Genomic DNA, 20,382 nt, shown 5'->3' on the forward strand with positions numbered 1-20,382 from the left:
GGTGGGGTTGGTCGTGCAGTCGACCGGCTTCAAGCGCTTGATCGCCTCATAGTCGCCGGTATCGGCAACCACCACGGACAGATCACGCAGCTGGGAGAGTTTGGACAGCGACGTCATGGAGAGCTCCTGGGCATCAGTCATCAGAGCACGCGTCGAGCAGCGCGCTGACCGCCGCCGTGTCCTGGTCGAACACCGGCGCGGCGAACGGCTCCGGGCCGGGTGTGCGGCCGAACACGATCGGCCGGGTGATGCCGCGGTAGCTGCCCAACAGCGGGTGCGGCAGCGACGTGACCATCTGCTCGGCCTGCACCTGTGGATGGTCGAACATGTCCTCGACCTGGCGCGCGGCCGCGCACGGCACCTCTTCGCCGAACAAGGCCTCCCACGCCAGCGCACTGCGCGTGGCCAGCGCGGCGTGCAACTGCGGCAACAGTATCTCGGCCTCCGCAGCCCGCTTGCGCACCGTGTCGTAGCGCGCGTCGGCTGCCAGTTCCGGCCGCCCGATCCGCTCGCACAATGCCTGCCAGAAGCGCGGGGTATTGGCCGAGATGTACAGGTATCCATCCGCGGTGGGATGGATGCCGGTGACACCGCCTGAGCGCATATCGCGGCCCACTGCCGCCGGCTCGCCCTCCGCCCAGACCATCCGCGCCGACTGCATCGTCAGCGCACTGCGCAGCAGCGACACGCCCACGAACTGGCCTTCGCCGCTGCGTTCGCGCTCGTAAAGGGCCGATGACACACCGGCCGCCACCAGCGCGGCAGCGTAGTAATCGACCACCGAGCCGTACAGGATCTCCGGGGCGCCGCCCGCCTTGCCCTGCATCGTGCACATGCCGGTCATGGTCTGCAGCACCTGGTCGTACCCTGCCTTCTCCTTCAACGGCCCCTGCTCGCCGTAGCCGGTGACCGAGCAATACACCAGGCGCGGGTTGAGCTTGTGCAGGCTCTCGAAATCGATGCCCAGGCGTACCGGCACGCTCGGCCGGAAGTTGTGCACCAGCACGTCCGCCTCGCGCACCAGGCGCATCAGCACCGCACGCTGGTCAGGCTGTTTCAGGTCCAGCACCACGCCGCGCTTGGAGCGGTTCACGCCGAGGAATGCGCGGCTCTCGGCCTCCAGCGTGGAGGGATAGCGCCGCAGGTTGTCGCCGACCGGCGGCTCCACCTTGATCACCTCCGCGCCCTGGTCGGCCAGCAGCGTGCAGCCGTAGGGGCCGGCAATGTAGGCGCTCAGATCCAGCACCCGAATGCCGCTCAACGGCCCGGTGGCACCTTCCCGCTGTGCGATGGCGAATGGAGAACTGGGGTTGCTTCCGGTCATGGTCAATACACTCGATACCTTGATGGAAGTTTCCTCCTGGCCAACGGGAAGAAACAGATCGTGTGGGTATGTTCTGGGTGGACAAAAAGCACGCTGCGGTGTCGGCGGCGCCACCGCCGCCGAACACCGCCGGGACGTCAGCCCGACGGCGCCAGCGACAGCCAGCTCAACCGCCAGCTGCCGTGATCGCGCCCGCCACAGCGGTAGTAGGGCTCGAACGTCAGCGGGCCGCGGCACTCCAGCTGCACGGTGATCGACGCGCCCTCGCCCGTGTCCTCGCCCACCTGCAGCCACTGCGAGGGTGGCCGGTCCGGCAAGCGCACCGTCTCATCGGTTTTGTACCCGTCGATCAGGCCGGTGGCATACACCAGCGGCCCGTAGCTCAACCCCACGTACTCCCAGCGCAGGACCTCCTGCGCCACCGGCGCGCCATCCGGCGCGCGCGATTCCTGCACGTTGATGTTGGCCGCCCGGTGCAGGCGTGGCTGCATCGGCAGTTGCACGCAGATCGTGTCGCCGGACTGCCAGGTACGCTGCACGTGCACGAACCCGTCCGCGCCCGCCTCGGCCGCCTCGGGCTGTCCATTGACCTCGATCCGTGCGCCCGTCGCCCAGCCCGGTATCCGCACGCCGATGCTGAACTCGGCGACGCACTCGGGCAGCACGGTGAGGGTCACCGTACCCTCGAAGGGGAATCGGGTCGCCTGCAGCAGGGTCACCGCACCGGCCTGCGCGTGCAGCAACGTGGCCTCGCCCGGCCCGTACAGATTGACCCGCAGCCCACCATCGGCCGCGATTCCGTAGGCCACCTGTGGCAACTCTTCCACGGCCATCGCGCCGCTGGATTTGCAGCAGCGCCAGTACGTGGTGTGCACGCGCCGGCCGTTGGGATAGGTGTAGTAGCACCAGTCCTCGCCATTGGCGGCCATCGCCGCCAGCAGGTCGTTGTAGGCGGTGCGCTCCAGTTCATCGGCGTAGCGTGCTTCGCCGGTGATGGCCAGCAGCTCACGGTTGAGCTGCATCCACGCCAGTACCGAGCAGGTTTCCACATAGGCCTGCGGGAAGAAGGTGCGCGGCGCGTTGAATACCTCGCGCGACCGGTGCGCCACCCCACCCCACGGCCCGCCGCCCAGCGTGAGGTGCTGCTCGCGGATGTTGTGCCAGAGATGATCCAGCGCCTGGCGATGGTCGTCATGCCCGGTGGCCTTGTACAGCTTGGCCAACCCGACCAGGTTCCAGCTGAGCTGATAGGCCTTGCCGGTTGCGATGAAGGCCGCGTCCTCACCAGCCAGCGCCTTGTCCAGCAGCGCCAGCCGCGGGTTGGCGTTGGCCTGCGCCAGGATGCATTCGGCCAGTGCCAGATAGCGCGGCTCGCCGGTGACCAGATAGAGATCGGCGGCAGGATCCAGCAGTACCGTGGCGGACATGCCGTGGTGGTTGCCCAGCGTGGTGATGTCGATGCCCGATTGCAGGGCCTGCCAGCACAGGTCGGCGATCCGGCACGCGGCCTGCAGGTAGGCTGCGTTGCCGAGCGCGCGCCACGTTTCCAGGAACCCGAGGATCAGGTAGCTGTGCGTCCAGATGTCCCAGGTGCGCAGCGCCGGCTCGCCGTTCCAGCTCTCCGGCTTGGGCGGCTGCGGCACGGTGAAGCGACGCTCAGGCGCATAGTTGCCCAGGTAGCCGTCATCGTCCTGCTGGCTGATCAACCAGTCGGCGACGCGGCGCAACGAGGCCTCCAGCTGCGGCTGCCCGCCCTGCGCCACCGCCCGCGCGGTGGCCGAGAGCCACTTGCCGGCGTGCTCGCCATACCAGTCGCCCTCGTGGTTCTGGTGCTTGTGCGCCTGGCTGAAGATGCTGATCGGCGCGCTGTGCTCATCCACGACGAACGTGCTCAGGCGCCCGCTGCGGTTGGCTGCCAGGGCATCGCCCAGCACGCCCTGCAAGGTGACCTGTTGCGGCGGGACCAGCGTCATGCCGCGGGCGGCGGGATGCAGACGGTTCATGCCGCATCCACCACGCAACGGAAGCCGACCGTACCGGCGCGATCCTTGGACGGACCCATCAGCAGGTACTTGCCGTGCTGATCCAGGCGGTAGGCCTGCGGGAAGTACCAGTGCGAGGTCTGCGGCTGATAGCTGCTGCCGCCACGCAGTACGGCCGCGCGGGTGTGCGCATCGCTGAATTCATCGGTCCATTGCCACACATTGCCGACCAGGTCCTCCACCCCGAACGGGCTGGCCCCCTGCGGATGTGCATCCACATCCGCCGGCGGGGTGAGGCGACGGCCACGATTGACCCGCGGCACGCGTGCGGCATCCCACGCGTTGCCCCACGGGTACAGGCGCTCGTCGGTGCCCTGCGCGGCGTACTGCCATTCCCACGCATGCGGCAGCCGCTTGCCGGCCCACGCCGCGTACGCACGCGCGTCCTCGATCGAGACCCAGGTGACCGGCTTGTTGTCCCAGCCCGCACGCGGCGCGCCGTCCTTCCAGTCCGCCAGGAAGTTGTGGTCATCGGCCGGCCGGTAGCCGCTGTCATCGAGGAAGCGCTTGAACGCGGCGTTGGTGACCGGGTGGCGATCGATGTGGAACGCAGGCAGCGCCATGCGCCGGCGATGGTGGCGGCGCGCGCAGTCTTCCCACGGGTACTGCACATCCAGGCCCGCCCAGGTGAACCCTTCGATCTCGATACCGCCCACCTGGAACAGGAACTCGCCGGCCGGGATCGTGACCATGCCTGTCGGCGCCTCGGCCTGCGGGGGCGTGCTCGCGATCGCCAGCAGTTCCTGCGGAGCGGCCTTCCACGCGGCGGAGTAACTGTTGAGGGGCTGCTGTGCGCGCTCGGCGGTCGCCGCCAGGAATTCGTCCAGACCCTCGATCGCGGTACCTGCAGCCACACTCAGGATCGCCCCGAAGCCGCGCGCTTCCATCGGCAGCTCGATGTACGCCGCGCCGTCGATGATCCGCGGCGTCAACGCGCGGCCATGCCACGCATCGAAGTAACGCGTGCCTTGCGCATGCGCCAGCGCGATCTGCTCACCGTCCACGGCGTATTCGTTGCGGTTGATCAACGTGTGCAGCGCTACCCCCTCGCCCGGGAACCGGCTGGCGAAGATGCCGCCCTGCAGGCAGACCTGGTACGGCTCCCAGTCCATCGAGACCACCAGCTGCGGGAACTGCCGGTACAGCGTGGCAATCCGGCGCAGCGCTTCACCGTCGCGCGGGGTGAACTGGTTCCAGACGCCCCAGATGTTTTCCCAGGCGTTGTAGCCGATGCCGTTGAAGAAGCAGTACTGCAGGTCGTGATTGCGGTTGCGGCCCCAGCGGTTCTCGTAGTTCACCATGTGGCGTGGCTCCAGCCACTTCCATTTGGAGACGGGCGGCACCGGGCCATCGGGCGCCTTCTTGCCCCAGCTCTGCACGTTCCAGATCAACTGCTCTTCGGAACTGATGGTGGATTCGGGCTGCACCACCACTGGATTGCCGCGTGCATCACAGGCATCGAAGAACGCCCGCGGCACACCGTTGAAGGTATCGCCGTTGATGCCGTCGGCACCGACCGCCTTGACGATCTCGGCCAGCCCATCCCAGTGCGTCACGCCCGGGTCGCGGGTGCCGTGGTCCCACGGCTTGGCCGGCAGGAACACTTTGACGCCGCGCTTCTGGAAGGCCTGCACCGCGGCCTTCAATCCCGCCAGGCCGCCGGGCATGTCATGCGCCAGATCGAACTGGTTGCGGTCATCGATACCGATATTGGGGTAGATGTACCAGATCAGCACCGAATCCAGCCCGCCGAACCGTGCGGTCAGATCGTCCAGGTACCGATCGACGGTGTACTGCCCGGTGGCCGCATCGAAGAAATAGCGATCCTCGACCATCATCTGTGCATGCACGAAGTTGCGCTGCGCCCACTGCAGCTCCGGACGACGGTAGTTCACATCGGTGTAGCCGATCCGGACCAGGTGCTCGCGGCGCCAGTCCTTCAGTTCTTCCAGCCAATCGCCCGCGCTGGCATTGGCATCGATCATCCAACTGCCGATATCGGCGAAGGGCCACGCCGGCGCCTTGCCGGGCGTCGGCAGGTAACGCCCGGTGGTCACGTGCGAGAACTTGTACTCGGTGCGGATCGGCTCACGCCCGTAGTCGGCTGCATCGGTGTCGTAATCGGGGCTCTGATACGGCGTGGTCATGGGCAAGGCATCCAGCAGGAAACGGAAAGGAGGGACATCAGCGCGCGCACGCTGCCGCCAGCGCGGCATGGGCGGCGGCATCGGGAACGCGCGTGGGATCGCCCAGCAGCGCCTGCACCTCGGCGCGGGTGGGAATGCTCGCCTGTGCGCCCAGGCGGGTGCAGGCCAGCGCGGAAGCTGCGGTGGCGGCCAGCAACGCCTCGGCCATCGGTTGATGGTCGGCCAGCGCAGCGATCAGGGCGCCACAGAAAGTATCGCCGGCCGCGGTGGTGTCCATCGGGTCGATGCGGAACCCCGGCTGCAGCAGCACCTCGCCGTTCACCCGGGCCAGGCAGCCACGCGCACCCAGGGTCACGATCACGCAGGGCACCGGCACGCGCGCCAGCCCCGTGGCCAGGTCCGGGGGATGGCCGGCCACCACATCCAGCTCACCTTCGTTGACGATCAGCACATCCAGCAGCGCGAGCAGCGCATCGGACAGGACCTGTGCCGGCGCCGCGTTGAGCGCGACCTTGAGCCCGGCCGCACGGGCGCGGCGGGCATAGGCGGTGATGGTGGGCACGGGGGTTTCCAGCTGCAGCAGCAGCCAGCCCACGCCCTCCAGTGCCGGCAGGTGCTCCTCGCGGAGCCCGAGGTTGGCACCCGGCGCGACCGTGATCGCGTTCTCGGCGGTGTCGGCCAGGCAGATGAAGGCGGTACCGGTGGGCAGCGCAGGATCGCGCACGGTCGACAGGGCCACACCCGCATCGCGCAGGGACGCCTCGATCGGCGCGGCGAAATCATCCTCGCCCACGGCCAGCAGCATCCGTGTCGGCGCACCGCCGGCCCGCGCGCAGGCCACGGCCTGGTTGGCGCCTTTGCCACCGGGGAACGTGCTGAAGCCACGGCCCAGCACCGTCTCACCGGGCGCCGGCACATGCGTGGCGCGCACCACGAAATCGAGATTGGCCGAGCCGGCGACAAGGACGGTGGAACGTGTCGCACTACTCATGGGTCTATCGCCTCATCAACGCGGTTGTAGAACGTCGTACTGATGCGCGGCAGATCGTCATTGCCGCCCGGAAGATGCTGCAGCATCAGAATCGCGACCAGGCGGCGTGCCGGGTCGATCGTGTAGTAGGTCGAGGCCGCGCCCGACCAGCCGAACGCGCCGACCGAAGCGGTGCGTCCTTTCAGGGCCGGATCCAGCAACACCGAACCGCCCAGGCCGAAGCCCTCGGCATCGCTGAACTCGGTCACCGGCCGGGGCAAGGCGGTGTGCACCAGCTGGTTCTGCATCATCAGGGCCACGGTGGAGGGTCGAAGCAACTGCACCTCGCCGTAGCGGCCGCCGTCCAGCAGCATCTGCGCGAACCGGCCATAGTCGCCGGCCGTGGAATACAGACCACCGGCACCGCTTGGATACGGCCGGAGCGCACTGCCGGGCACCCGCGCATGCACCTCATCGGCGAGCACCAGATCACCGTGCTCGCCCATGGTGGTCAGCGCCACCACCCGTGCGCGATCGCGCACCGGCACCACGAACCCGGTGTCGCGCATGTCCAGCGGGCCGAACACACGCTGTTGCAGGAACTGCTCGAACGGCAGCCCACCCACCACTTCCACCACGCGCGACAGAACCTCGATCGACGTGCTGTCGTAACGGAAGCGCGTGCCCGGCTCGGTCGCCAGTGGCACGCGGGCCAAGCGCGTGGTGTAGGCGGCCAGGCTGTCCGCGGCCTGCACCTGCTGGTGTTCCAGCAATGCGGTTACCGCCTCGAATCCCTCGCCACCCGCTGCGAAGCCGGCGGTATGGGTGAGCAGATGCCGTACGGTCAGCGTCTGTGTCGCCGGCCGCAGCTGTGGCGCCGCGGCGGTGCCCCCGGCGAAGACCTGCAGACGCGAGAACTCAGGGAGATGGCGCGCCACCGGATCATCCAGATCCAGCCGACCCTCTTCCACCAGCATCAAGGCGGCCACCGAGGCCACCGTCTTGGTCATCGAGTAGATGCGAAAAATGCTGTCACGCTGCATGGGCGTGGCATGCGCCAGGTCCTGCCAACCGTAGGCGGCGTCATGCACGATGCGGCCATCGTGGATCACCAGCGCGACCGCGCCGGTATAGCCCTGGCGGCCCGTCGATTCGTGCAGGAAGGCATCGACTGCTGGCAAGCGCGCCGACGCAGCCGTCGTTTCCGTCTGGCTCGGCGGGTCCGGCAACGACGCCGCGGCCTGTCCCACCGCCAGCATCAGCAACGCGAACACGGCCAGGCGTGCCCGGGGGCGGCAATGACGGGCGTGGGCCGGTCCGTGCGATGGCCAGTACATCCGCTCTCCTGCTGTCGGTGGCGGTAACGTCATGACAGGGTAAGGCAATAAAAACGGACCGGCGCTGCAGTGCCTCGCAGCGCCGGTCCGCGGTGACGGTCAGAACGTGAAGGTATGGGTCAGCGACACCATGCGGCCACGGCCGGAGAAGAAGTTCTGCCAGCCCGGCAGCTGCGACCAGGTCAGCACGTACTGCTTGTCCAGCAGGTTCTCGATGCCCAGCGACAGCTTGCCGTAGGTGCCGGTGTCGTAGTTCATGCTGAGATCCCACAGCGCGTAGCCGTAGGTATCCTCGTCATTGCGATACACCGCACCGTTGGACGGATTGACGAAGGTCTCGCGCAGGTCACGGCTGAAGGTACGACTCACGCCCAGCGTCGCGTCGAAGCGATCGTTCGGCGTCCAGGTCAGCGAGGCATTGACCTTGTCCGGCGAGATATCGAGGATGCCCATCTCCTTGTTCAGGCCCGAGCCGTCGTAGTACTGGGTCTGGCCGCGGATCCGCGAGTACAGCAGCGTCGCCTTCCACTGGTCGTTGAAGGTCCAGGCGCTGTTCAGTTCAACGCCTTCGATCCGGGTCGGGGCGCGGGTGAGGATGAAGTCCTCGGTCACCTTGTCCACGGTCAGCGATGAGCCGAACTCGGACGTCGAGCGGTAAGCCGACATCCCGACCTGGGCCTGCTCGCCGCGCCAGTTGAAGCCCACTTCCTTGTTCTTGGTGATCAGCGGCTGCAGATCGGCGATGCATGCCACTGCCTTGCACGGGCTGTTGGCCTGGATGTTGCGCAACGGGATGCCCACGTTGGCGATACCGAAGCCTTCCGAGTAAGAGGCGAACACCGACCACGCATCGGTGATGCGCCAGATCGCACCGAAGTTGGGCAGGTTGGCCTTGTAGTCGAGCTTGCCGCCCTGCACCGGGGTGAAGTCGCGGTAGGCGGTGGTGGTGTAACCGTCGATTTCCAGCTCACCGTCTTCGCGGCGGATGCCGGCATCCAGCGTCACCGGGCCGATGTCCCAGCTCAGCTGCGCGTACGGCGCCAGGCTGGTGTACTTCATCGGCGGCACCCATACCCGGTCGGTCAACGCCAGGCGCTGTTCCGCCGTGTCTTCCACCAGGTCCAGGCCGGTGCGCAGGCGCAGGCCTTCCACCGCGAACAGGCCACTGTAGGCATACGCCGCGCGCAGCCCCTTTTTCTCGGAGTTGATCTCCGACTGGTCCCAGATGCGCTGGTCTTCCGGCGGGGCCGGCTTGACCAGCTGGCGGTCCGTACCGTTCTCCGGCACATAACGCATCGCCTGCTTGGCCCAGTACAGGTCCACGCTCAGGTCACCGCCGAAGAAATCGGCATGGGTGTACTTGGCAGCGAACTGTTCGAAATCGTTGAACTCGGCCAGCGAATCCTTGATCGAGCCCTTCTCGGCGGTATTGGTGCTCGGCACCGGGCACTCCACGGCGTCGTAGCGGCAGCCTTCGACCGGAATGTAGTTGTGCTTCCCACCGATATGGAAGTTGCTGTAACTGGCCTGGATGCGCTGCATCTGGCCCTCGCCGAAGTTGTAGCCGCCCTTCAGGAACAGGTTCTTGCTGTAGGAATCGGACAGCGAGCCGGAGGTGTTCAAGCCAACCCGGCGGCCGTCGCCGTCGTAGGCGATGCCGCGATCGATGTAGGCGCCGCTGATCAGGAAGTCGGCCGCATCGCCCTTGAAGGTGTGGGTGATGCCGATCTTGGACTGGCCGCTGTCATCCTTGAACTGGGTGCCGTAGCGCGTGCTCACCGTGGTCTGGTGGCCCTCCACTTCCGGATTCTTGGAGAGATAGTTGATGACGCCACCGGCACCGCCGATGCCTTCGGCGGCCGACGGGCCGTTGATGACCTCGATGCGGCCGATCACGCCCATGTCGGTGAACGTGCCGTTGCGGCTGCCTTCGCGCAGCGGGGAGCCCTGCGGCACACCATCGAACAGGCGCAGCGCGACGCGGCCGCGCAGGGTCTCGCCACTGTTGCTCATCGCCTGGGAGGATTCGGAGTAACCGGGCACCATGCGTGCCAGCACGGCCGTGGCGTCTTCGGTCAGGTTGAGGGTGCGCTGCACCTGTTCCTGGTTCACGACGGTCACTGCACCGGGAACCTTCTCGATCGAAATCGGGGTCCGGCTGCCGGTCACGATCACCTGGTCCAGATCGGTGGGCGTCGTGCTCTGCGCCATGGCAGGGCTGATGACACAGGCGAACAGTGCAGTGCTGATGGCCGCGGAAAGTGGCTTGATCATTCGTTTCTCCCCCCCAAAAAAAGGAAATGCGGGACAGCCGGCCGGGGAGCCGTCGCCACCGATGACGCGCGTGGGCTTTCGCCCTTCCGCCGGTCGATGCGGTTCCCTTGCGGGTCTCCACGTCCTGTCCGGCAACGAGGCGAGAGCCTAGGCGCGGCGTCATGGCGATAGAACTGCGCTCAGGTATGTTCAAAGCCTAGGATTTGTTTCGCTTCGCACCGCGCACCGCGCGAAAACCCGTGGTGTCAGCGTTGCGGCTCGGTCAATGCGACGCGCGCTTCCTCCAGCAACACGTTCACCAGGCGGATGCGCACCGACGAACGCGACCAGACCACGCCAATCCGGCGCGGTTCGCTGCACTGCGGCAAGGGAATGCGCACGACATTCAAGCCTTCCGGCCAGGGCTTGGCCCAATCCGGCACCAGTGACACGCCCAGCCCGCGGTCGACCATGACCGCGATGGCGTTGAGTGCATTGAGCTCGAACCGCTCGCGCGGCACGATCCCGGCCTGTCGCAGGTAGTCATCGGCGAGGCGACCGCCCCATTCGTGGCGGTCGTAGCGGATCAACGGCTGCTCGCGCAGCAGCTCGTGCGGGTCACGGCTGCCCAGATGGGCCGGCGCCAGCACCACCAGTGGTTCTTCGCGCAGCTGCTGCCACTTGCAGGTCTTGGGCAGCGCGAAGGGGGCCTGCAGCACCATCGCCGCATCCAGATCGCCAGCCTCCACCGCCCGGTACAGATCGGCCGAGTAGCCCGGCTTGATGAAGACGTTGATCTGCGGGAACGTCGCGACCATCCGCGACAGGATGTCCGGCAGCAGGCCGGCCAGCGCGGTCGGGCACGCGCCCAGCCGCAGCTCGCCGGCCAGGTCGTTTTCGTTGGCCACGCTGCGCAGGTCGGCCACCTGGCGCAGCAGGTCGCGCGCCCGCTGCAGGATGCGCGCGCCGTCCTCGGTGACGCTGACGGTGCGCCCGGCGCGGGCGATCAGCGGCGCGCCGAGTTCACGTTCCAGCGTGCGGATCTGCTGGGCGACCGCGGCCGGGGTGATATGCAGCGAGCGGGCCGCGGCAGCCATCGAGCCGCGGTCCACCACTGTTACGAACGTACTCAGGAACTGGGTTTCCACGGATTACCTCTCAGCGCGTGAGCAACCTACACGAGCCACTGGCGCAATGCGATTGGACCAATGGCCCGTGCGCCGGCGCCTCAACGGTGCTGGTCATGGGGCTGCCGCTTCGGCCGGGGTATCGCGGTAGATGGTCAGCCCCTTCAGCGAGCGGGTGGGCGCCGGGAAGAACAGGCTGGCCACGTAGCCGATCACGATGCACAGCAGGATCGAGATCGCCAGATAGAAGTACGGGTGCACCAGGTCCATGGTCCAGCAGACCAGCGTGATCAGGATCGAGCCGGCCACACCGATCGCCACGCCCGGCGCGTTGGCGCGGCGGGTGAACATCCCCAACGTGTAGGCACCGGCAAAACCACCGCCGAGCAGACCGGCCAGTTCGATGGAAACATCGAACAGCGAATGGATGTCATAGCGGCTCATCACCAGCGCGATGCCGATGCCGATCAGGCCCACGCCCACGCCGGACCATTCGGCCACGCGCACGGCGGTTTTCTCGTTCGGGTCCTTGACCAGTTTCTGGTAGAAATCCACCGAGACCAGGGTCGAGATCGAGTTGATGATGCTCGACAGGGTCGACATCGCCGCGGCGAAGATGCCGGCGATGATCAGCCCGGTGACCCCGGCCGGCAGCTCGGCGGCGATGAACAGCGGGAAGGTCGCATCGATCGGCAGCAGCGGATTCAGGCGCTCGGGATTGTTGCGGTAGTACATCCACAGGGCCGTACCGATGCCGTAGAACACGAAGCCGCCGGGAATCATGATGGCGGCGAATGCCCAGATCGATCGCCCGGCTTCCTTGTCCGAACGCGTGGACAAGGTGCGCTGCATCAGCACCTGGTCCTTCGGGAAGGTCAGCACCACATCGAACACGACCAGGAAGATGAAGCCCCACACCGTGGCCTTGGTCAGGTCGAAGCTGAAATCGAACAGCTTGGTCTTGTCTTCCGCCGCAGCCGCACTGAGCAGCTGCGGCATGTCGCCACCGGTCTGCAGGAAGATGAAGCCGATCGCGAACAGCGCGCCGCCGAACATCACGATCACCTGCACCACGTCGGTCCAGATCACCGCCTTGGAACCGCCGACGGTGGAGTAGATGATGGTGAACACGCCCATCAGCATGATCGACCAGACCACGTCCACGCCGGTAATGGTGGAGATCGCCAGCGCCGGCAGGAACAGGATCACGCTCATACGGCTACCGATCTGCATCACGATGCACAGTGCGCTGGACAGCATGCGGATCGCCGGGTGGAAGCGGGTTTCCAGGTAGGAGAACACGCTCATCAGGTCCAGCCGGCGCAGCAGCGGCACGATCCAGACCGCCACGAACATAAGGCCGACGACCGCGATCAGGTTGTTGGTCAGGTACTGCCAGTTGGTATCGAAGGCTTTGGCCGGGATGGCGATGAAGCTGATCGAACTGGTGTTGGTGGCATACAGGCTGATGCCGGCCGCCCAGAACGGAATCGAGCGCCCGCCGACGAAGAAGTCCGCCGTGGAAGCGTTCTGATCCTTGAGGTAGAAGTAGAAGCCCATGCCGAGCATGGCCAGCAGGTAGATGCCGATCACCGTCCAGTCCAGCCAGCGCAGCAGGTGCTTGCCGCCCTGCATTTCGGCGTACTGGAGCTGGCTGCCGGTGGCGCCCGCGCTGGCCCAGGCCAGTCCGTTACCCCACGCGGTGACGGCCTGCGGTGCTGCGGGAATCGGCGTGTCCAGTGTCGTCCATGCGTCGGTGATGGTGTGGAAGGTGCGCGCGTGGGTCACGCCGCTGCCGTCCTTCACCAGCATCAGCAGATGCGCCTGGCCCAGCGCGCGCATCGAGCCGGCCACGATCGTGCCGTCCGGCGACGCGACCTGCTGCCAGCTGGCGTCGACGTTGCGGCGCCACAGCTGATCGCTGCCCGCGCTGGTGGCCAGGCCCAGGTACAGCGCGCCTTTCTGCGCCTGCAATGCGCTGGCAACCCCCTGCTGCGGCAAGTCCTCCAGATGCTGCCAAGTGGCGGTGCCTGCCGCCGCGGGACGGCGGTAGAGCTGGGCGCTGCCAGCCGCATCGGTGCCCACCAGATATAGCGCGTCACCAAAGGTGGCCGCCCGCGCGTTGCGCAGCGGCTCAGGCAGCGCAATGGCCGCGCCGAAAACCAGCGCGCCGTTGTTCAGGACCACCGGCTGCAGGCGGTCGCCGAGCGCATCCCCGCCCTGCAGCAGATAGGTGCGCCCGGCCGCGCTGACACTGCCCTCAAGCCCGTCCAGCTGCCCGGCGGCCGGCGCCGGCAACGCATCCCACGCTTTGTTGTCGGCGCGCAGTTCCCAGGCACCGTCATGGCCGAGCGCCACCAGGCGCCCGTCCACATGCACCAGCCCGCCCGGTGCGATCTGCGTCGGCAATGCCGGCAGGTTGCCGGCCGCCACCGTAGTCAGGCTCTCGGCGGCCACGGCGCCACTGCCGGCAAGCAGGACAGCGGCGGCAACCAGCCGCACGCTGCGCGCGCAGCGCCGGAGCACAGTGGAAAGAAACGCGGACGGTGCAGGCTTGTGCATGAAATTACCCGGAAAAAGTGCGGCAACGCCGAAGCCGGCAAGAGCGCAGGTAAGAGACAGTGGTCGATGCATCCCGATACCGCAATCAGGTAACCGGGGGAGAAGACGCGGCAAGCAGGGCTTGAGCACGGCGCAGGTACGGCAGGTCGATCATCCGGCCTTCAAACAGGAACGCGCCGTGTCCCTGCCCTTCGGCACCGGCGGCGGCGGCAACAATCCGCTGCGCCTCCGCGAGCATCGCCGGCGGCACGCTGAAGGTGGCGTTGGCCAGGGCAACCTGGCGCGGGTGGATGCAGCTTTTGCCGATGAAGCCCAACTGCCGGGCCATCTGCGCCTCGGCCAGGAAGCCGTCGCTGTCAGCCACGTCCGGAAATGCGCCGTCGCAGGCGAACACCTGGGCTTCGGCGGCCGCCAACCGCAGCGCGAACAGCGTGGCATGCACATTGCTCGGCTCACGGTCGATGCCGTTGGGCGAAAACAGGTCGCCCAGTCCCAACTGCAATCCGGCCACGCGCGGGTGCGCGCCGGCCAGTTCGGCGGCGATGCGCAGGGCCTTGGGGGTTTCGATGTTGATCAGCAGCCCGATCGGGCGCGTCACGCCGTTGCGCTGCTCAGCCTGTTCCAGCCGTACGATGGCCGCCAGCAGCTGCGCCACCGATTCAATCTTGGGCAGGTTGAGCAAGTCCACACCGGGGAGCGCCACGGCATCCAGGTCCGCGCCGAAATGGGCGCTGTCGGTACCGTTGCTGCGCACGATCAACTGCTTGTCACCGGCGCCGCCCCGCACGCGGCGCAGGAAGCCGGCGACCTGGTCGCGGGCCTGGGCCTTGCCGGCCTCGGGCACCGAATCCTCCAGGTCGAAAGAGAGCGCATCGGCCTCGCCGGCCATGGCCTTGTCGAACAGTTCCGGTCGGGCGCCGGGGACGAACAGCTTGCTACGCATGGTTTTCCCTCATCAACCCGCGCAGTCTGCAGAATTGGAAGCCCTTTAAAAGTGCGGTCCCGGACATTCATTGGATAGCATTTGTTTTGACCGCCCACTGCGCTGCAGTGCACCACGAGCAGAACAGCGTCGAACATCACCGTGTTGCCCGCACAATCCATTGCCGGAACCTGCCGTGGTGACCGCCCACGTCGCGTCTCGGGCGGTCACCCACCAAACGCGTCACGAGGACTGCTGCCGATGCATGAACCCACCCTGCCGTCGACAACCATGGTCCGGTGCATGCAGCACCTGCACGCGCCGAGCTCGGCATGACCGGCCCCACCCTGGTGCTGGATGGAAGCGCCATCCACGACATCGCCGGCTTCTACGCCGAGATCAACCGCGTGTTCATGGCCAGCGAGGACTGGCAACTGGCCCCAAGCCTGGATGCGCTGGATGACCTGCTCTACGGCGGCTACGGCGCACTGGCCGGGCACGCATCCGCCACCGTGCACTGGACACACATCGCACACAGCCGCGCCGCGCTCGGGGTGGCGGCCACCCGCGCCTGGCTGCAGGAAAAACAGGCGCGGCCCGGCGTGTTCAATGCCGCGAGAATCGCCACCCAGCTGGACGCGCTGGAACGCGGCGTCGGCCAGACCTATTTCGACATCATCCTGGAGGTATTCGCCGCCCATCCCACCTTGCAGCTGCGCACGGACTGAGCGGCTGCGGGGCGCGCCCATCGAGCCGACGGGTAGTTGTGGCCCTGCTCGCCACCTTCTGGAGCCGGCTTGTCAGTCAAGTTGCTCGTAGCTACGATCATTCAAACGCGGGAAAGCACTCACCTTGGGTTGGCAGCCCCGTAGTGGATGGTCGGGCTGTGTTCTCATTGATGAGCCGTCGAGCTCTCCAATGCGAAGCCGATAGCGCTGGAAAGCCAGAATCCGTTCGGCAGGTGAAGGAGTATCTGCAATGAGTAAAGGAAACACGAGTGGCGGTGGCGCGAAGTCCGGGGGCGGTGGAAGCAAGGTAAGCGCCCCTGGTCCTGGTGGGCGCGGTCCGGGGAACGCCGGCGGCTGGCCCAGCACAACGGGAAAGCCTTCAGGCGGAAGCCGTAGCAACGCACCTCCCCGCGGCAAGTAACGGTGCTGAAGGGCGTCGACGCTGACGTCGACGCCCTTTCATTCGATCCCGCCTCCGGTTGCCGGCTGACAGGCGCGCCGGCCTATCAGGCGCGCGGCGCAAAAGGTTGCCAACGGTCTCCCAGTCCGATGTGAGGGTCAGGGGTCCGGATACTGGGACCGAAATGCCTTGAGACGTTCCCGGCACACGCCAAGCCGTCGGCATCGGCAAATCAGTCTTTTTCGACGACCATGGTCCAGAGAACGGTGACCATTCCGGGCTTGGCTGGATCCATGGTGCTCTGCGGGAACACCGACACAACCTTCCACCCTTTCGAATACAGCTGCGGAACGGTCACTTGGCCAACCGACTTGCATTGGAAGACGGTGCTGTCACTGAAGGGGGTCATGACCCCGGCCGGTGTGATTTGTTCAGTGGCGAGGCAAACCTCTCCTTGCGCGGCAGAAGCGGAGCCGGCCACGGCGAGCAGGGAGGCAAAAGCAAACGAAGTCCAGCGCATGAGCATTCCTTGGCGAGCCGACGTCGTGGCGGCGCTCAGACGATAGCGTATTGACACGGATGGGAGAAATGATTGGGCGCGGGCCCCCTCTCCCTTGACCACTGCCCACCAGCCCGCCCTCACGGGGCGCCTTGGCTCCCGATCAGCACGCCATAAGCCTTGCCTCCCTTGTCCACCGCACGTTCGACGACCCTGGCGCGCTTGGCTGTGCCCCATGGACAGGGATACGACGTACCGAAAGCTCCATCACCTGCTGGCGGGTCAGACTAAACTTGGTGACCTCGCGCCGTGTGGCGCGGCCCGTCGCACCATTTTTTGGCATGATCGTCCGCGTCCCGATTGGCGTCGCAACACGATCTTTGGCTCCCGACGAGCCGTCGCAGCACCATCGCAACAAAAAATCCCGTTACTTGCCGCTTTCGGCGGCAACCCGCGTTCACCGACCGAGACGCACTCCATTGCAAGCCACTGATTCAAAACAAAAGAACAGCAGCACCAAGGCCTCGGCCGAGCACACCCCGCTGATGAAGCAGTTCTTCGCCGCCAAGTCCGACTACCCGGACCTGCTGCTCTTCTTCCGGATGGGCGATTTCTACGAGCTGTTCTACGACGACGCCCGCAAGGCGGCGCGGCTGCTGGACATCACCCTGACCCAGCGCGGCAGCTCCGGCGGCGCGCCGATCCCGATGGCCGGTGTGCCCGTGCATGCCTACGAAGGCTATCTGGCGCGTCTGGTCGCCCTGGGCGAGTCCGTGGCGATCTGCGAGCAGATCGGCGACCCGGCGCTGGCCAAAGGCCTGGTCGAGCGCAAGGTGGTGCGCATCGTCACCCCCGGCACCGTCACTGACGAAGCGTTGCTGGACGAGCGCCGCGACACCCTGCTGATGGCCCTCTCGCGGGGCAAGAATGGCTACGGCCTGGCCTGGGCCGATCTGGCCGGTGGCCGCTTCCTGGTCAACGAAGTCGATTCGGACGATGCGCTGGAAGCCGAGCTCGCGCGCCTGGAACCGGCCGAGCTGCTGGTGCCCGATGAAGAGAACTGGCCCGCCTTCCTGCAGTACCGCAATGGCATCCGCCGGCGCGCGCCCTGGCTGTTCGATGCCGACAGCGGCCGCCGCCAGCTGCTGAATTTCTTCAAGCTGCATGACCTGACCGGCTTCGGCATCGACGACAAGCCGCGCGCCACCGCGGCCGCCGGTGCCCTGCTGGGCTATGTCGAAGAAACCCAGAAGCAACGCCTGCCGCACCTCACCGCGATCGCCACCGAAACCGCGAGCGAAGCCATCGCCATGAACGCGGCCACGCGCCGCCATCTGGAGCTGGATACGCGCGTCGATGGCGATACCCGCAACACCCTGCTCGGCGTGCTCGACACCACGGTGACGCCGATGGGCGGTCGCCTGCTGCGCCGCTGGCTGCACCGCCCGCTGCGCCTGCGCGAAGTGCTGGTGCACCGCCACGATGCGGTCGCTACGCTGATCGATCGCGGCGCCGAGGGCGACGTGCGCGATGCCTTCCGTGCACTGGGTGACCTCGAACGCATCCTCACCCGCGTGGCGCTGCGCTCGGCGCGCCCCCGCGATTTCTCCACGCTGCGCGATGGCCTGGGCCTGCTCCCCGAGGTGCGCGCGGTGCTGGCCCCGCTGGATTCGCCGCGGCTGATCGCGCTGCACGATGCGCTGGGCTCGCATGACGAATGCGCGCATCTGCTGGCCAGCGCGATCGCCCCGACCCCGCCGCTGAAGCTCAGCGATGGCGGCGTCATCGCCGAAGGCTACGACGCCGAGCTCGACGAGCTGCGTCGCCTCTCCACGCATGCGGACCAGTTCCTGATCGATCTGGAACAGCGCGAGCGCATCAGCAGCGGCATCGCCACGCTGAAGGTCGGCTACAACCGCGTGCACGGCTACTACATCGAAATCAGCAAGGGGCAGTCGGAGAAGGCGCCGGTGCATTACACGCGCCGCCAGACGCTGACCAATGCCGAGCGCTACATCACCGAAGAACTGAAGTCCTTCGAAGACAAGGTGCTGTCCGCGCGGGAACGCTCGCTGACCCGCGAGAAGTTCCTGTACGAACAACTGCTGGACATCCTCGCCAGCGGGCTGGAGCCGCTCAAGCAGTGCGCCGCCGCGCTGAGCGAGCTGGATGTGCTGGCCGGCTTCGCCGAACGCGCGCAGGCCCTGGACTGGGCGCGACCGGAACTGGAGACCGGGCCGTGCCTGAAGATCGAGCGCGGGCGTCATCCCGTGGTCGAAGCGGTACGCGAGCAGCCGTTCGAACCGAACGATCTGGACCTGCATCCCGACCGCCGCATGCTGGTCATCACCGGCCCGAACATGGGCGGTAAATCCACCTACATGCGCCAGAACGCGCTGATCGTGCTGCTGGCCCACATCGGCAGTTTCGTGCCGGCCAGCCGCGCGGTGATCGGCCCGATCGACCGCATCCTGACCCGTATCGGCGCCGGCGACGATCTGGCCCGTGGGCAGTCGACCTTCATGGTCGAAATGGCCGAGACCAGCTACATCCTGCACCACGCCAGCGCACAGTCGCTGGTGCTGATGGACGAGATCGGCCGCGGCACGTCCACCTACGACGGCCTGGCACTGGCCGATGCGGTCGCACGGCATCTGGCTTACCAGAACCGCTGCTACACGCTGTTCGCCACGCACTATTTCGAACTGACCGCGCTGGCCGACGAACAGCACGAAGGCGGCGCCAGCGGCATCGCCAACGTGCACCTGGATGCGGTGGAACACGGCGACGCACTGGTCTTCATGCACGCCGTGAAAGATGGCCCGGCCAACCGCAGCTTCGGCCTGCAGGTGGCCGCACTGGCCGGCCTGCCGAAATCGACCGTCGCCCAGGCGCGGCGCCGTTTGGCCGAGCTGGAGCAGCGCAGCCATGAGACGCAGTCCGCCGTGGTGGCCGCGCAGGCGCTGGATGCACCGCAGCAGTTCGGGCTGTTCAACGCACCCAATACCGCCGCACAGGATGCGCTGGCCGCGATCGATCCGGACGAGCTCACCCCGAAGCAGGCACTGGAAGCGCTGTACCGGTTGAAGACGCTGCTCTGAGGGAGCGTCCGGGCTGGCCACGACCAACGGTCGTGGCCTACCGCCACAGTGCGGTAGTGCCGGCCGCTGGCCGGCTCCCCGCAGCGCCGGTAGCATCCGACCGTTGGTCGGGTGTCCGCGCGGGCCCGCGTGAATTCTTCGCATTCCCGTAGTGAACGCAGCGCTATGCTCGGGCGGTTCCCATCCCTGCCCTGGAGTCCGCCGTGAATACCGAATCACTTGCCGCGTCCCTCTTCCAGCAACTGCAGCAGGGCCAAGGCCTGCAGCAGGTATCCCAGCAGCTGGGCATCGACCCCAACCAGGCCAGCACCGCGGTCGGCGCCGCCCTGCCCCTGCTGCTCGGCGCGATGGGCCGCAATGCGCAGGAACCTCAAGGCGCACAGGCACTGCTGGGCGCGCTGCAGCGTGATCATGCGCCGGCCGGTGCCGGGAGCGGCGTCGATCTGGGCGGGCTGCTCGGCAGCGTGCTGGGCGGCGGTGGCGGCAATGCCACCAACGGTGCCGGGATACTCGGCCACATCTTCGGCGGCAACACTGACCGTGCCACCCAGGGCCTGAGCCAGGCCACCGGGCTGGACAGCAGCAAGACCAGCCAGCTGCTCGCGATCCTTGCGCCGATCGTGATGTCCTATTTGGCCCAGCGCTTCGCCAGCGGCGGCAACGCCAGCCCCGGCCAGCTCAGCCAGGCCCTCGGCCAGGAAGCCCAGAGCGCCAACAGCGGTGGCCTGCTGACCTCCGTGCTGGACCAGGACGGAGATGGGCAGCTGGGCGTCGGCGATCTGCTCAAGCTCGGCGGCGGTCTGTTCGGCAAGCGCTGAAGGCAATCGCTCGAAATAGCCTGCGCCTATCGCATTGGTTGATTCATTCGAATGTACCGAATGAACGGCAGTGATTACCGTGTGGGCACGCCTTCACATCGCGGTGCTTTACGGCCAGGTGTGCGGGCAACCTTCCCGACGTCGCCATCGCC

General features: G+C 66.9%; 13 protein-coding genes and 1 pseudogene. 3 read left to right on the forward strand and 11 right to left on the reverse strand.

The window, feature by feature from the left end:
* The 10 genes and pseudogenes from ABE483_RS14340 to ABE483_RS14385 form a co-directional block, all read right to left on the reverse strand.
* A pseudogene (locus ABE483_RS14340) lies at positions 1-117 on the reverse strand (transaldolase); the annotation flags it as partial.
* Between the two features lie 16 nt (positions 118-133).
* Positions 134-1,324 carry a CoA transferase gene (locus tag ABE483_RS14345; protein WP_102789147.1) on the reverse strand — a complete coding sequence of 397 codons (1,191 nt, stop codon included), beginning with the start codon at positions 1,322-1,324 and terminating at the stop codon, positions 134-136.
* Positions 1,325-1,461: 137 nt separating this feature from the next.
* Complete coding sequence (locus ABE483_RS14350) at positions 1,462-3,327, reverse strand: beta-L-arabinofuranosidase domain-containing protein (protein ID WP_346481911.1); 1,866 nt, start codon at positions 3,325-3,327, stop codon at positions 1,462-1,464.
* Positions 3,324-5,513 (reverse strand): formylglycine-generating enzyme family protein, encoded by a 2,190-nt coding sequence (locus tag ABE483_RS14355; protein ID WP_102789226.1) that lies wholly within the window; start codon positions 5,511-5,513, stop codon positions 3,324-3,326. The genes ABE483_RS14350 and ABE483_RS14355 overlap by 4 nt, the downstream gene beginning before the upstream one ends.
* Positions 5,514-5,550: 37 nt before the next feature.
* Positions 5,551-6,504, reverse strand: a complete 954-nt coding sequence (locus tag ABE483_RS14360) for a ribokinase (RefSeq protein ID WP_346481912.1) — start codon at positions 6,502-6,504, stop codon at positions 5,551-5,553.
* Complete coding sequence (locus ABE483_RS14365; RefSeq protein WP_346464319.1) at positions 6,501-7,820, reverse strand: serine hydrolase domain-containing protein; 1,320 nt, start codon at positions 7,818-7,820, stop codon at positions 6,501-6,503. The genes ABE483_RS14360 and ABE483_RS14365 overlap by 4 nt, the downstream gene beginning before the upstream one ends.
* Before the next feature lie 99 nt (positions 7,821-7,919).
* Positions 7,920-10,094, reverse strand: a complete 2,175-nt coding sequence (locus ABE483_RS14370; protein ID WP_313211116.1) for a TonB-dependent receptor — start codon at positions 10,092-10,094, stop codon at positions 7,920-7,922.
* A 245-nt stretch (positions 10,095-10,339) separates the two neighbouring features.
* Positions 10,340-11,221: a LysR family transcriptional regulator gene (locus ABE483_RS14375; protein ID WP_102789143.1), complete on the reverse strand. Its 882-nt coding sequence runs from the start codon at positions 11,219-11,221 to the stop codon at positions 10,340-10,342.
* 93 nt (positions 11,222-11,314) lie between these two features.
* Entirely contained in the window at positions 11,315-13,762 is a 2,448-nt protein-coding gene (locus ABE483_RS14380) for a sodium:solute symporter (RefSeq protein WP_346481913.1), read from the reverse strand.
* A gap of 85 nt (positions 13,763-13,847) precedes the next feature.
* Positions 13,848-14,705, reverse strand: coding sequence for a CoA ester lyase (locus tag ABE483_RS14385; protein ID WP_346464323.1), 858 nt, complete (start codon positions 14,703-14,705; stop codon positions 13,848-13,850).
* A 311-nt stretch (positions 14,706-15,016) separates the two neighbouring features.
* Here ABE483_RS14385 and ABE483_RS14390 point away from each other — a divergent pair, with 311 nt between their 5' ends.
* Positions 15,017-15,412, forward strand: coding sequence for a ribonuclease inhibitor (locus ABE483_RS14390; protein WP_313211113.1), 396 nt, complete (start codon positions 15,017-15,019; stop codon positions 15,410-15,412).
* A 632-nt stretch (positions 15,413-16,044) separates the two neighbouring features.
* Here the strand turns inward: ABE483_RS14390 and ABE483_RS14395 are convergent.
* The gene (locus tag ABE483_RS14395; RefSeq protein ID WP_313217637.1) at positions 16,045-16,332 is read right to left on the reverse strand and encodes a hypothetical protein; all 288 of its coding nucleotides are present in this window, start codon (positions 16,330-16,332) and stop codon (positions 16,045-16,047) included.
* Positions 16,333-16,790: 458 nt separating this feature from the next.
* On the opposite strand from ABE483_RS14395, the gene mutS reads away from it, so the two are divergent.
* A complete protein-coding gene (mutS, locus tag ABE483_RS14400) occupies positions 16,791-19,412 on the forward strand; it encodes a DNA mismatch repair protein MutS (protein WP_313211111.1) in 2,622 nt (873 codons plus the stop codon).
* 203 nt (positions 19,413-19,615) lie between these two features.
* Entirely contained in the window at positions 19,616-20,230 is a 615-nt protein-coding gene (locus tag ABE483_RS14405) for a DUF937 domain-containing protein (RefSeq protein WP_313211110.1), read from the forward strand.
* Positions 20,231-20,382: the final 152 nt, after the last annotated feature.

This window comes from Stenotrophomonas sp. TWI602 (assembly GCF_039674045.1).
GTDB lineage: Bacteria > Pseudomonadota > Gammaproteobacteria > Xanthomonadales > Xanthomonadaceae > Stenotrophomonas.

Excerpts from the sequence above, each read along its gene's own strand:
- ABE483_RS14370 (WP_313211116.1), bottom strand. The coding sequence starts at position 10,094 with ATGATCAAGCCACTTTCCGCGGCCATCAGCACTGCACTGTTCGCCTGT.
- ABE483_RS14345 (WP_102789147.1), bottom strand. The coding sequence starts at position 1,324 with ATGACCGGAAGCAACCCCAGTTCTCCATTCGCCATCGCACAGCGGGAA.
- ABE483_RS14365 (WP_346464319.1), bottom strand. The coding sequence starts at position 7,820 with ATGTACTGGCCATCGCACGGACCGGCCCACGCCCGTCATTGCCGCCCC.
- ABE483_RS14390 (WP_313211113.1), top strand. The coding sequence starts at position 15,017 with ATGACCGGCCCCACCCTGGTGCTGGATGGAAGCGCCATCCACGACATC.
- ABE483_RS14395 (WP_313217637.1), bottom strand. The coding sequence starts at position 16,332 with ATGCGCTGGACTTCGTTTGCTTTTGCCTCCCTGCTCGCCGTGGCCGGC.
- ABE483_RS14360 (WP_346481912.1), bottom strand. The coding sequence starts at position 6,504 with ATGAGTAGTGCGACACGTTCCACCGTCCTTGTCGCCGGCTCGGCCAAT.
- ABE483_RS14385 (WP_346464323.1), bottom strand. The coding sequence starts at position 14,705 with ATGCGTAGCAAGCTGTTCGTCCCCGGCGCCCGACCGGAACTGTTCGAC.
- ABE483_RS14355 (WP_102789226.1), bottom strand. The coding sequence starts at position 5,513 with ATGACCACGCCGTATCAGAGCCCCGATTACGACACCGATGCAGCCGAC.
- ABE483_RS14380 (WP_346481913.1), bottom strand. The coding sequence starts at position 13,762 with ATGCACAAGCCTGCACCGTCCGCGTTTCTTTCCACTGTGCTCCGGCGC.
- ABE483_RS14350 (WP_346481911.1), bottom strand. The coding sequence starts at position 3,327 with ATGAACCGTCTGCATCCCGCCGCCCGCGGCATGACGCTGGTCCCGCCG.